This window comes from Microcella sp., assembly GCF_040286215.1.
In the GTDB taxonomy this organism is placed as follows: domain Bacteria; phylum Actinomycetota; class Actinomycetes; order Actinomycetales; family Microbacteriaceae; genus Microcella.
Genome location: NZ_JAVKCK010000021.1, coordinates 256,188 through 267,641, shown reverse-complemented (window position 1 = coordinate 267,641; position 11,454 = coordinate 256,188). Strand labels below are relative to the sequence as shown.

The 11,454-nt window shown below is 72.1% G+C and carries 13 protein-coding genes; 1 reads left to right on the top strand and 12 read right to left on the bottom strand.

Translation table 11 applies throughout. From position 1 onward, the window contains the following. From RJQ01_RS11285 to tilS, 10 genes are all read right to left on the bottom strand, one after another. The coding region (locus tag RJQ01_RS11285; protein WP_350476819.1) for a PH domain-containing protein at positions 1-768 on the bottom strand (768 nt) is incomplete at its 3' end. Continuing rightward, positions 765-1,283 (bottom strand): PH domain-containing protein, encoded by a 519-nt coding sequence (locus tag RJQ01_RS11280; protein ID WP_350476818.1) that lies wholly within the window; start codon positions 1,281-1,283, stop codon positions 765-767. The genes RJQ01_RS11285 and RJQ01_RS11280, both read right to left, overlap by 4 nt. 28 nt (positions 1,284-1,311) lie before the next feature. Then, positions 1,312-1,776, bottom strand: a complete 465-nt coding sequence (locus RJQ01_RS11275) for a DUF3180 family protein (RefSeq protein WP_350476817.1) — start codon at positions 1,774-1,776, stop codon at positions 1,312-1,314. Beyond that, on the bottom strand, positions 1,773-2,342 hold the full coding sequence (folK, locus tag RJQ01_RS11270) for a 2-amino-4-hydroxy-6-hydroxymethyldihydropteridine diphosphokinase (protein WP_350476816.1): 570 nt from the start codon (positions 2,340-2,342) through the stop codon (positions 1,773-1,775). Before folK ends, RJQ01_RS11275 begins: the two co-directional genes overlap by 4 nt. Continuing rightward, the gene (gene folB, locus RJQ01_RS11265) at positions 2,339-2,713 is read right to left on the bottom strand and encodes a dihydroneopterin aldolase (RefSeq protein WP_350476815.1); all 375 of its coding nucleotides are present in this window, start codon (positions 2,711-2,713) and stop codon (positions 2,339-2,341) included. Before folB ends, folK begins: the two co-directional genes overlap by 4 nt. Further along, positions 2,710-3,567 (bottom strand): dihydropteroate synthase, encoded by an 858-nt coding sequence (gene folP, locus RJQ01_RS11260; RefSeq protein ID WP_350476814.1) that lies wholly within the window; start codon positions 3,565-3,567, stop codon positions 2,710-2,712. Before folP ends, folB begins: the two co-directional genes overlap by 4 nt. Next, the gene (folE, locus tag RJQ01_RS11255) at positions 3,564-4,148 is read right to left on the bottom strand and encodes a GTP cyclohydrolase I FolE (protein ID WP_350476813.1); all 585 of its coding nucleotides are present in this window, start codon (positions 4,146-4,148) and stop codon (positions 3,564-3,566) included. The genes folP and folE overlap by 4 nt, the downstream gene beginning before the upstream one ends. A gap of 9 nt (positions 4,149-4,157) precedes the next feature. Continuing rightward, entirely contained in the window at positions 4,158-6,215 is a 2,058-nt protein-coding gene (gene ftsH, locus RJQ01_RS11250) for an ATP-dependent zinc metalloprotease FtsH (RefSeq protein WP_350476812.1), read from the bottom strand. A 134-nt stretch (positions 6,216-6,349) separates the two neighbouring features. After that, entirely contained in the window at positions 6,350-6,907 is a 558-nt protein-coding gene (gene hpt, locus RJQ01_RS11245) for a hypoxanthine phosphoribosyltransferase (protein ID WP_350476811.1), read from the bottom strand. A 33-nt stretch (positions 6,908-6,940) separates the two neighbouring features. After that, the gene (gene tilS, locus RJQ01_RS11240) at positions 6,941-7,990 is read right to left on the bottom strand and encodes a tRNA lysidine(34) synthetase TilS (RefSeq protein WP_350476810.1); all 1,050 of its coding nucleotides are present in this window, start codon (positions 7,988-7,990) and stop codon (positions 6,941-6,943) included. 79 nt (positions 7,991-8,069) lie between these two features. Here tilS and RJQ01_RS11235 point away from each other — a divergent pair, with 79 nt between their 5' ends. Continuing rightward, positions 8,070-8,564, top strand: a complete 495-nt coding sequence (locus RJQ01_RS11235) for an inorganic diphosphatase (protein WP_350476809.1) — start codon at positions 8,070-8,072, stop codon at positions 8,562-8,564. 27 nt (positions 8,565-8,591) lie between these two features. On the opposite strand, the gene RJQ01_RS11230 is transcribed toward RJQ01_RS11235, so the two are convergent. Together RJQ01_RS11230 and RJQ01_RS11225 are read right to left on the bottom strand one after the other, a co-directional pair. Then, positions 8,592-9,884 carry a C40 family peptidase gene (locus tag RJQ01_RS11230; RefSeq protein WP_350476808.1) on the bottom strand — a complete coding sequence of 431 codons (1,293 nt, stop codon included), beginning with the start codon at positions 9,882-9,884 and terminating at the stop codon, positions 8,592-8,594. Positions 9,885-9,935: 51 nt separating this feature from the next. Then, complete coding sequence (locus RJQ01_RS11225; RefSeq protein WP_350476807.1) at positions 9,936-11,246, bottom strand: peptidoglycan DD-metalloendopeptidase family protein; 1,311 nt, start codon at positions 11,244-11,246, stop codon at positions 9,936-9,938. Positions 11,247-11,454: the final 208 nt, after the last annotated feature.

Here is an 11,454-nt window from a genome sequence, read left to right as displayed (position 1 = left end):
GGCGGGGGGGGCGGGGGGGGCGCGCACCCCGGCGCGGGCCTCGTCGCCCACCCCCCCCAGGGGGGGGGCCCCCGCGGCCCCCGCGCCGCTGGCGGAAGCGGAACCGCCCGGGGCCTCCCGCCGCGCGCCGGAGGCGAGGCGCAGAATGTCGGCGCGCAGCGCGTCGGCCGTGCGCGAGTGCAGGTACGAGAGCTGCACGTTGGCGTCGTTGCCGGCCACCGACACTTCTAGCTTCGCCGCGCCGAACAGCCGAGGAATGAAGGGGCGACCCACGTTGACGCCCTGGATGCGATCGAGGCGGCCCTTGCGGTTGGTGCGGAAGAGGATGCCCGAGCGCACTTCCACGACCTCCTCGGTGATGCGGAAGGTGTGCAGCCGCCACGACAGCCAGAAGCCGGCGATGAAGAGCAGCATCACGCCGATGAGGGCGAGCAGCGCGAGCAGCACGAGGTCCTGCTCGATGATGTAGTCGATCGGGTCGCCCTCGCCGTCGAAGTCGCCGTCGCCGCCGAAGAAGAAGTCGATCGCGCGGTCGCGGAAATTCGAGATGAGGATGCCGAGCACGACGATGAAGGCGATGCCGCCGCGGAAGAGCGGGGTGGCGGGGTGCAGCCGGTGCCACTGGCCGTCGGCGAGGTCGGTGCTCGTCGAGACGCCGTTCGCGGTGGCGGGGTCGCGCGGCGCGTCAGGGTCGCGCGGCGCATCAGGCTCGCGCGGCGCGTCAGGTTCGCGCTCGTCGCGCTGCGGCTCAGCGGGCTGCTCGCTCACAGGCCCGCTCGACGCGTCTCGGCGACGGCGACGAGGTGGTCGCGCAGCTGCTCTGCCGTCTCGAGGGGCAGCCCGGGGATGAGCACGCCGCTCGAGGCAGCGGCGGTGACGAACTTGAGCTCGGCGAGGCCGAGCGCGCGGGCCACGGGGCCGCGGGTGATGTCGACGAGCTGCATGCGGCCGTACGGCACGGCGACGAAGCGCTGGAACATGATGCCGCGGCGGAAGAGGAGGTCGTCATCGCGCAGGAGGTACCCGATGGAGCGCACCCGGCGCGGCGTGAAGGCGATGATGAGCAGGAAGAGCACGGCCATGGCCGTGCCGAGAATCCAGCCGTACTCCCAGCCCACCCAGAAGGGCACGAAGGCGCCGGCGGTCACGATGGCCCCGAAGATGACGTAGCCGACGACGTCGACGACGATGTACTTGGGCGAGACACGCTGCCAGTCGGTCTCGGGGCGCTCGAGGCGCGTGACCGGGGGTTCGGTGCGGTCATTCCGGTCGTCAGCACTCATGCGTGCGTCTTCTCCTTTCTCGATGCGCTCAGGGGGGAGACGCGGCGGCCTCGTCGAGCTCATCATCCTGCGGTGGCAGTGAGCAGAGATGCTCGGCCACGAGGGCGACGACCACGAGGATCACCGCCGCCACGAGCGTAGCCCCCGTGGTCAGCGTCGAGCCTAACGGCACGACGGCGCGGCTCAGCAGGTAGGTGAGGATGCCCGCGGCGCCTCCTGCGAGCAGCGCGGCGGAGAGCGCGCTCGCCTTCGCGAGCACGACCACGCGTGTGGCGTAGAACGGGTCGATGCGCGTCTCGCCGCGAGCGGCGCCGCGCACCGGCCAGGCGAGGAGGAGCAGCACCGCCGCGATGAGCACGAGGGCCAGGGCGAGGGAGAGCGGCGGCACGACGACGGGCAGTCCCTGCGCGGCGAGCGCGGTGTCGAGCAGGAAGCCGAGCACGAGCCCGAGCACGGCGAGCAGCAACAGCGGCAGGGGGCGCGTGCGCGTCACGACCCACCGCCGGCGGGGGGCGACGGTGCGGACTGCTCTGCCGGCACGGCGGATTCGGTGAGGTTCGCGAGGAGCTCGGCGACGGGGCCTCGGCCGGGCAGCACGGCCTCGGGGCGCACCTCCAGCCACGGGCGCAGCACGAAGTCCCGCTCGTGCGCGCGTGGGTGCGGCAGCGTGAGCTGCGGAGTCTCCAGGCGCGCGTCGCCGTGCACGATGAGGTCGAGGTCGAGCGTGCGGTCGCCCCAGCGTGGGGCGGCGGCCGAGCGGTCTCGGCCGTGCGCGAGCTCGATGCGGCGCAGCTCGCGCAACAGTGCCTGGGGGTCGAGTCGCGTGCTGAGCACCGTGACGCCGTTGAGGTAGGCGGGCTTGTCGAGGTCGAGTCCCTCCGCGGTGAGTGCCACCGACTCGTGCCATCGGGAAGCGCCGACGACCGCGGTGCCGGGCAGCCGATCGAGCTCGGTGACGGCCGTGTCGAGTGTGGCGGCGCGTTCGCCGAGGTTCGCACCGAGCGCGACGACGGCGTCGACCGCCGTGCCGTCGTCGCTGTGCGGCTCATGACCGGTCATGACCGTCCCCGCGTGATCGTCACGGCGACGTCGGCGAACGGCACAGGGATGGGCGCCTGCGGCTTGTGGACGGTCACGACGACCTCGTGCACTGCGTCGTGCTCGAGCACGAGGGCGGCGATGCGCTCGGCGAGCGCTTCGATGAGGTCGACGGGGTCGCGCTCGACCGCGGCGACGATGGCCTGCGCGAGTTCGCCGTAGTGCACGGTGTCGGCGACGTCGTCGCTGCGCGCGGCGGGCGCGAGGTCGAGCGCGAGACGCACGTCGACGATGAACTCCTGGCCGTCGCGCCGCTCCTCGGGCAGCACACCGTGATGGCCGCGCGCGCGCACTCCGGTGAGCGTGATCGCGTCGCGCGCGTCGCCGCTCATGCGGGCACCTCAGTGCGGGCAGACCGGCCGGCGCCGCCGCCCTGCCAGGCGGAGTGCGTCGCGAGGGCGCGCACCGTCGAGCGCGCGTCGTGCACGCGCACGGCCGCGGCGCCGCCGTCGGCGGCGAGCACGCTCACGACCGCGGTGGGCAGATCGCGCTCCTCGACCGCGTGCTCGGGGGGCAGCAACTCGCCGAGGAACCTCTTGCGCGAGGCACCGACGAGCACTCGGTGCCCCAGTGCGGTCAGGGAGGACAGTGCGCGCAGCAGCGCCCAGGAGTCGTCGTGCCGCTTGGCGAAGCCGAGCCCCGGGTCGAGCCAGAGCCGCCCGGCGGGGATGCCCGCGGCGAGTGCCGCCTCGAGCCGCGAGTGCAGCTCGTCGCGCACCTCGGTGACGACGTCGCGGTAGTCGCTCACGGCATCCCAGACGGCAGCCGGGCCGCGCCAGTGCATCACCACGTAGTCGACGTCGAGCCCGGCGACGGTCTCGAGCATGGCCGGGTCGGCGAGGCCGCCGCTCACATCGTTGACGATCGCGGCTCCCGCGTCGACGCTCGCGGCGGCGGTCGATGCGTGCATGGTGTCGATGGAGACCCGCAGGCCCTCCGCGGCGAGTGCGGCGACGACGGGCAGCACGCGCGCCTGCTCGACGGCGGGCGTCACGGGCTGCGAGCCGGGCCGTGTCGATTCGCCCCCCACGTCGATCACGTGGGCGCCGTCGGCGGCGAGGCGGCGTGCGCGGTCGACGGCGCGCTGAGGGTCGAGGTATGCGCCGCCGTCGCTGAAGGAGTCGGGGGTGACATTGAGGATGCCCCACACCTCCGGTGCCGCCGGCGACGACTGCACTGCGCTCATGCCGTGCCCCGGCCGATGAGCGACATCACCTCGGCCCGCCGCGCCGGGTCGGCCAGCGCGCCGCGGGAGGCGACCGTGACGGTCGTGCTGCCGCTCTGCCGCGTACCGCGGGCGGTGACGCAGCCGTGCTGAGCATCGACGACGACGAGAACGCCGTGCGGCGAGAGTGCGCTCTCGAGGGTCGCCGCGATGTCTTCACCGAGGCGCTCCTGCAGCTGCGGCCTCGACGCGACCGTCTCGACGACGCGCGCGATGCTGCCGAGGCCGGTGAGGCGCTCGGCGGGGAGATACGCGACGTGCGCCACACCGATGAACGGCAGGAGGTGGTGCTCGCACATGGACCGCAGGGCGATGTCGCGCAGCAGCACGATCTCTCCGCGCTCTCCGGGGTCTGACTGCAGCTCGACGTCGTCGTGCAGGTGCGGCGCCGGGTCGACGCCGACGCCGGCGAAGAACTCGCCGTACGATTCGGCGACCCGCTGCGGCGTGGTCGAGAGACCCGGGCGTGCGGGGTCCTCCCCGATCGCCGCGAGCAGCTCGGCAACAGCGGCCTCGATGCGGCGGGAGTCGATGGGCGGCACGGCGGGAGCCTACTCGCGTCGCGGCGTCTGAGCGGTGTCGCTCGGTGCGGAGCCCTCGCCCGGCCTCGACGGCGCGTCGTGCGCCTGCGATCGCGCTGACCCGGCCCCCGCGCCGACGGGCTCGCCGGCACCCGTGTCGAGGTCTTCGATCGCGGGCTTGGCCGGCATGGGCACGGGCGGCAGGTCGGGCAGCGGCCGGTCCTCGCTCGAGAGCCACTGCGGGCGCTCCGGCAGCTTCTCCACGTCGGCGAAGATCTCGGCGAGCGCCACGTGGTCGAGGGTCTCCTTCTCGAGCAGCTCGGTCGCGAGCCGGTCGAGGATCTCCCGGTTGTCGTTGAGCACCCGCCAGGCCTCGTCGTGGGCCTGCTCGATGAGGGCGCGCACTTCCTCATCGACCTTCTCGGCGATGCGCTCCGAGTAGTCGCGCTGGTGGCCCATGTCACGGCCGAGGAACACCTCGCCGCTGGACTGGCCGAGTTTGATGGCGCCGACGGTCGCACTCATGCCGTACTCGGTCACCATCCGGCGCGCGATGCTCGTGGCCTTCTCGATGTCGTTGGAGGCGCCCGTGGTGGGGTCGTGGAAGACGATCTCCTCGGCGACGCGTCCGCCCATCGCGTAGGTCAGCTGGTCGAGCAGCTCGTTGCGCGTGACCGAGTACCGGTCGTCGAGCGGCAACACCATGGTGTAGCCGAGGGCGCGGCCGCGCGGCAGGATGGTGACCTTCGTGACCGGGTCGGTGTTGCGCATGGCCGCCGCCGCGAGCGCGTGGCCGCCTTCGTGGTAGGCGGTGATGAGCTTCTCGTGGTCGCGCATGACCCGCGAGCGGCGCTGCGGGCCGGCCATGACGCGGTCGACCGCTTCGTCGAGCGTCACATCGGTGAGCTCTTCGCCCCCCTGTCGGGCCGTGAGGAGCGCGGCCTCGTTGAGCACATTGGCCAGGTCGGCGCCCGTGAAGCCCGGCGTCTTGCGCGCGAGCACCTCGAAGTCGACGCCCTCGGCCATGGGCTTGCCTTTGGCGTGCACCTCGAGAATCTTCGCGCGGCCCTTCATGTCGGGCGCGTCGACCTGGATCTGCCGGTCGAAGCGACCCGGGCGCAGCAGCGCGGGGTCGAGGATGTCGGGGCGGTTGGTCGCCGCGATCATGATGACGTTCGTGTTGGGGTCGAAGCCGTCCATCTCCACGAGCATCTGGTTGAGGGTCTGCTCGCGCTCGTCGTGACCGCCGCCCATGCCGGCACCGCGGTGGCGGCCGACCGCGTCGATCTCGTCGACGAAGATGATGGCCGGCGCGTTCTCCTTCGCCTGGGTGAAGAGGTCGCGCACGCGGCTCGCGCCGACACCGACGAACATCTCCACGAAGTCGGAGCCGGAGATGGAGTAGAACGGCACGCCCGCCTCGCCGGCGACGGAGCGCGCGAGGAGCGTCTTGCCCGTGCCGGGAGGGCCGTACAGCAGCACGCCCTTGGGGATGCGCGCGCCGACCGCCTGGAACTTCGTCGGGTCTTGCAGGAAGTCCTTGATCTCGTGCAGCTCTTCGATCGCCTCCTCGGCGCCGGCGACGTCGTCGAAGGTGACCTGCGGCGCCTCCTTGTTGACAAGCTTCGCCTTCGACTTGCCGAACTGCATGACGCGGCCGCCGCCGCCCTGCAGGCGCGTGAGGATGAAGTAGAAGATGACGCCGATGATGAGGAACGGGATGATGAGCCCGAGAATGCTGACGAAGAAGTTCGTCTGCGGCACCTCGTCGTCGAACGTCTCGAGGTCGGCCGCGTTGAGGGCGGCGATGACCTCATCACCGCGGGGCGTCACGTAGTAGAACTGCACCTGCGTGCCGAACTCCTCGGCCTGCTCGGTCTCGGCCTCGAGCACGAGGTCGACGCGCTGCTCGCCGTCGACGATCTTGGCGGAGACGACGGGGCCGCTCTCGAGCAGTTCGAGGCCCTGCTGGGTGCTGATGGGGCGGAAGCCGCCGAGGCCCGCGAGCAGGGTGAAGCCGATCCAGAGCACGATCGCTCCAGCGATGATGTAGAGGAAGGGCCCGCGGAGGAGTTTCTTGAAGTTCATGGTGTGGGCGTGCGCCCGCGCCTTTCTGCCGGTGAGACGTTCCCACAGGGTACCCCTCGCCTCACCAGCAGGGCCTGGATGTTCGCCCCCGGCGCACCGCGCGCGCAGGCGGGGTCGCCGGACGGGGCGGCGGTCTACTCGGCCTGGTAGACGTGCGGGGCCAGCACGCCGATGGCCCGCAGGTTGCGGTACTTCTCGGCGTAGTCGAGCCCGTAGCCGACGACGAAGGCGGGGGGTATCTCGAAGCCCACGTACTCGACCTCGACCTCGACTTTGGCCGCCTCCGGCTTGCGCAGGAGGGTGAGGATCTTGACCGACCGGGCGCCGCGTGACTCGAGGTTCGCGCGCAGCCAGGAGAGGGTGAGGCCGGAGTCGATGATGTCTTCGACGATGAGCACGTCTCGGCCGGCGATCTCGGTGTCGAGGTCTTTGAGGATGCGCACCACGCCGCTCGACTGGGTGCTTGCGCCGTACGAGCTCACCGCCATCCAGTCCATCTCGACGTGGATGCGCAGCTCGCGCGCGAAGTCGGCCATGACCATGACGGCGCCTTTGAGCACGCCGACGAGCAGCGGCGGCTCGTCGGGGTAGTCGGCTTCGACCCGACGTGCGAGCTCAGCGAGTTTCGAGTGAATCTCCTCCTCGGTGATGAGCACCTCGGTGAGGTCGGAGCGGATGTCCTCGACGTCCAAGAGTTCTCCTCGGTACGGCTGAGCCTCTGCTGCTCAGTCTGCGGGCGGTTCGGCGGGACGTTCGACGCTGCCGGGCGGCGCCGCGCGGAACACGATGCGCGTCCCCTCGCGCTCCACCCTAACGCCGCTCAGGTGCACGGCGCCCTGCCCGTGCCAGTCGGTCGCGAGGCGCGCGATCTCGAGGGTCTGCGCGCGGCTGAGGGCAAGCCCGAACTCGACATCGGCGACGAACCGCACGAGCCGGTGACGCAGGGCGGGCGGGTTGGCGAGCAGCGCGGCGACGGGCAGGGAGCATCCGCCCTCGGCGAGGTCGACGAGCTCCTCGGCGATCTCGTCGACGAGCGAGTCGAGCGCCTCGGAGTCTTCGCGGGCGATCTCGGCGGTGCGCGCGAGCGCGTCGACGACGCCCGCGTCGAGGTGCGATTCGAGGAGGGGCAGGATGCTCGACCGCACCCGCACGCGCGCGAAGGCCGCGTCGTCGTTGTGGGGGTCGTGCCACGGCTCGAGCCCCTGGTCGGCGCAGGCTGCGACGAGCGTGGCGCGGCGCAGCCCGAGCAGGGGTCGGCGGTACCGGCCGACGACGGGCGCCATGCCGGCGAGGCTCGCGGTGCCGCTGCCGCGCGCGAGCCCGAGCAGCACGGTCTCGGCCTGGTCGTCGCGGGTGTGCCCGAGCAGCACGGCCGAGGCTCCGGCGCCGTCGGCGAGCGCGTCGAGCGCGTCGTACCGCGCGGCGCGCGCCGAAGCCTCGGGGCCGCCCTCGCTGCCGACCTCGACGCGCCTCACGAGCACGGGGTCGAGCCCGAGCACGCGCGCTGCCGCTGCCGCACTCTCGGCGACCTCGGCCGAGGCGCTCTGCAGCCCGTGGTCGATGATCGCGGCGCCCGCGCGCAGCCCGGCGCGGGGTGCTTCGAAGGCCGTGGCCGCGGCGAGCGCGAGCGAGTCGGGGCCGCCGCTGAGGGCGACGAGCACGAGGGACCCGTCCGCGAGGTCGGCGAGCGACTCGCGCACCGCGCGGCGGGCGTCGGCGACCGCCGGGGTGAGGCGCGGCCGGCGCTCGGGCGCCCCGGGCGGTGGGGTGGGCATCCACTAAGGTTAAGGCCGGCCTGGAGCACGATCGCCAGCAGTTTTTCTGACTTTTCTCGCACTCTCTCAAGGAGCACCTATGGGCGCCTACCCCGTCGTCATCGAAGTTCCCCGCGGCAGCCGGAACAAGTACGAGATCGACCACGAGACGGGGCGCGTCTTCCTCGACCGGGTGCTGTTCACGCCGTTCGTGTACCCCACCGACTACGGCTTCTTCGAGCACACGCTGGGGCTCGACGGCGACCCGGTGGACGCGCTCGTGCTGCTGGAGTTCCCCCTCCTGCCCGGTGTCGGCCTCGACGTGCGCCCGGTGTGCGTGTTCAACATGACCGACGACGGCGGCAGCGACGCGAAGGTCGTGTGCGTGCCGGCGAAGGATCCGCGCTGGGCGCACATTCAAGACCTTGAGGATGTGCCCGAGCAGACGCGCAAGGAGATCGAGTTCTTCTTCGAGAACTACAAGGCGCTCGAGCCCGGCAAGTGGGTCAAGACGGAGGGCTGGGGCTCGGCCGCCGACGCCGAGGCGGTCGTGCAGGCCGGCATCGAGGCGTACGTGCCGCCCGCCGGCCACTAGCCCCGATCGGATTCCCCGCGCGAGGATCTAGCCGGTCGGCCGCGCGACGTACGGCACCCGGTCGTAACTGCGCACGGGCACGATGCGCACCGTCTTGCCCGGGTACGGCGCTTCGATCATCTGGCCGCCGCCGAGGTAGAGCGTCACGTGGTACTTCGACCCGGACGTCGCGCCGCCCGTGGAGTAGAAGATGAGGTCGCCGGCCTGCGCCTGCGCGTAGGGCACGAGCCGGTCGCGCGAGGCGGCCGTCGTGTACTGGCGCGTCGCGGAGTGGCCGCCGATCGTGACGCCCGCGGCGGCGTACGACTGCATGGTGAGGCCTGAGCAGTCCCACACGCTCGGGCCGCGGCCGCCGAACTGGTAGGGCTCGCCGACCTGGGCGCGCGCGAAGGCGATCGCGGTCGCGACGGCCGCGCTGTTCGGGGCGGGCGGAGATGGCGCAGGAGGTGCGCTGGGCGCTGGGTTCGGCGACGGGGCGGGGGGCGGGATGCTCGGGCTCGGGCCCGGCGCGGGCGGCGGGGCGCTCGGGCTGGGTGCGGGGTTGCTCGGCGGGGCGCTCGGGCTGGGTGCGGGGTTGCTCGGCGTGCCCGGCGCCGGGTTGCCGGGCGCCGGCTCCTCGTCGCCGCCGAGGCCGGCGAGGTAGTCGCGCTCGAGCTGCTCGCTGCGACCGGTGAGGCTCGCGAGTTGGGCGGCGAGCTCGCCCATCATGATCTGCTGCGCGGCGAGGCGCTGCTCGGCCTGCTCGGCGGCGGCGATCGCCGCGTCGAGCGAGTCGGTGGCCTCGTCCGCCAGCCGCTCGCGCTCGTCGAGGGCGACGTCGGCTTGTGCGGTGAGCGCTTCGGCGGTGTTCTTGTCTTGCACGGCGCTGTCCATGACGGCTTGGCTGCGCGCGCCGACGGAGCTCATCGCGCCGAGACGGTAGAGCAGATCTTCCGCATCGTCGGCGTTTCCGGTGAGGAGGGCGGTGGTGAGGTCGCCGCTGCCGGAGCGCGCGAGTTGGGCGGCGAGCTGCGCGGCGCGCGCTCCCGATTCGGCGGCACGCGCGAGGGCGGCGTCGCGGCGCAGCTCGAGCCGTTCGGCGGCGGCTTCGGCCTGCTCGAGGGCGAGCTGGGCGAGGTGGTGGTCTTCGCCGAGTTGCACAGCGCTTCTCGCCGCGTCGAGGTAAGTCTGCTCGGCGGCCCGCGCAGCGTCTTCGATGCGCGCGATCGCCAGCTGGGTGGCGACGACGTCGCCGCGTGCCTGCTCGACGTCGTCCCAGCTGGGCGGGCCGGGCGCCGCGCTGGCGGCAGTGACCCCGAGTGCAGCGGTGAGAGCCGTCACGAGGGTGACGGCTGCGATTCCGCGGCGCCGGGGGCCACGCATCGTCAGCCGCTACCCAAGCTGGATTCCGATGTTGCTGAAGAAGGGCACGGGGTTCTCGGCGACCCCGTAGCGGCGCACTTCGAGGTGCAGGTGGCACCCAGTGGAGGCCCCGGTGGAGCCGACTTTGGCGATGTTCTGGCCGACGACGACGGTCTGGCCCATCTGCACGAGGATGCCGCCGTTCTGGATGTGCGCGTACGAGGTGGTGAGCCCGCCGCCGTGGTCGATGCGCACGAAGTTGCCGTAGGTGCCGTAGGGGCCCGCGTAGGTGATGGTGCCGCTGGAGGCCGCGTACATGTTGGTGCCGCAGCCGGCTGCGATGTCGGTGCCGGTGTGCAGGCGCACGTACCCGTAGTAGGGGTGCACGCGGTTGCCGAAGTGGGAGGTGATCCACCCGTTGACGGGGTTGGCCCAGCCGTTGACGATCTGGCCGGCGTCGAGGCTGCCGCCCGCGCCGTACTGCGCTTCGATGCCGGCTTTGTAGTCCTCTTCGGTCGCTTCGCGGTTCTCGACGAGCACGGCGAGCTGCGCTTCGAGGCGCGCCTGATTTTCCTGCTGGGCGACGAGGGCGTCTTGCGCCTCCTGCGCGGCGGCCTGCGCGGTCTCGAAGGCGGCTTGGGCTTCGAGCCGCAGCTCGTCGCGAATCTCTTTGGCGACGTTGGCCTGATCGGTGAGGGCCTGCGCGGCGTTCTGGTCTTGCAGGGCTGCGGCGTAGATGCCTTCGGCCTGCTGCGTGATCTTGCTCGCGAATCCGAGGCGGGAGAGCAGAGCATCCGCCTGCCCGGGGTTGGTCAGGAGGGAGGCGGAGAGGTCGCCGCCGCCGGTGCACGAGAGCTCCGCGACGAACTGGCCGGCGCGCTGGCGGGACTGCTCGGCGGTGGCCTGGGCCTCGTCGGCCTGGGCCTGCAGCTGGTCGGCGGTGTAGGCGGCCTCGTCGAAGGCGGTCTGCGCGTCGAAGTACGCCTCACCGGCCTCGTCGGCGATGGCCTGCGTGCGCTCGACGTCGGCGGCGATCGCGGCGATCGCGGCGCGGATCTCTTTCACCTTCGTCTGCGCGGCGGCAACGCTGCGGCGCGCGTCGAGCACGTCGTCCCAACTCGGGTAGTCGACGGCGTAGGCGGGGCGCTCGGTGGCGGCGACCACGCCGCTGACGAGCATGACGACGGTGGCGAGACCGCCGACGGCGGAGAGGATGCGGCGGCGCAGGGATGCCCGGCGCAGGCTCGTTGCCGGCAGCGGTGCACCGGCCCGCGGCGTCGCGGGATGATCGGCGTTGCACGGCACGGCGCTGCGCTGCGTCGTGCCGTGCAACCCCCTCATGCCTGCTCCCCCCGAGCCCTGTGCTGCTTCGCTTCGTGCACTCCCGTGGCCATCCCCGTGCCGTGGTGTACCGCGCATGTTCCCGAACCCATTCCGGTCTTCGTGCGTTATGTCACATTTTCCACACGAACACCATTGACAACACTACCAACGGTTTGCGCGCACGGCCAGTGTTCGTGCGGCGTGCGCGGAAGGCGCACCGTCGCCG

Excerpts from the sequence above, each read along its gene's own strand:
- RJQ01_RS11280 (WP_350476818.1), bottom strand. The coding sequence starts at position 1,283 with ATGAGTGCTGACGACCGGAATGACCGCACCGAACCCCCGGTCACGCGC.
- folK (WP_350476816.1), bottom strand. The coding sequence starts at position 2,342 with ATGACCGGTCATGAGCCGCACAGCGACGACGGCACGGCGGTCGACGCC.
- folB (WP_350476815.1), bottom strand. The coding sequence starts at position 2,713 with ATGAGCGGCGACGCGCGCGACGCGATCACGCTCACCGGAGTGCGCGCG.
- folP (WP_350476814.1), bottom strand. The coding sequence starts at position 3,567 with ATGAGCGCAGTGCAGTCGTCGCCGGCGGCACCGGAGGTGTGGGGCATC.
- ftsH (WP_350476812.1), bottom strand. The coding sequence starts at position 6,215 with ATGAACTTCAAGAAACTCCTCCGCGGGCCCTTCCTCTACATCATCGCT.
- tilS (WP_350476810.1), bottom strand. The coding sequence starts at position 7,990 with ATGCCCACCCCACCGCCCGGGGCGCCCGAGCGCCGGCCGCGCCTCACC.
- RJQ01_RS11235 (WP_350476809.1), top strand. The coding sequence starts at position 8,070 with ATGGGCGCCTACCCCGTCGTCATCGAAGTTCCCCGCGGCAGCCGGAAC.
- RJQ01_RS11225 (WP_350476807.1), bottom strand. The coding sequence starts at position 11,246 with ATGAGGGGGTTGCACGGCACGACGCAGCGCAGCGCCGTGCCGTGCAAC.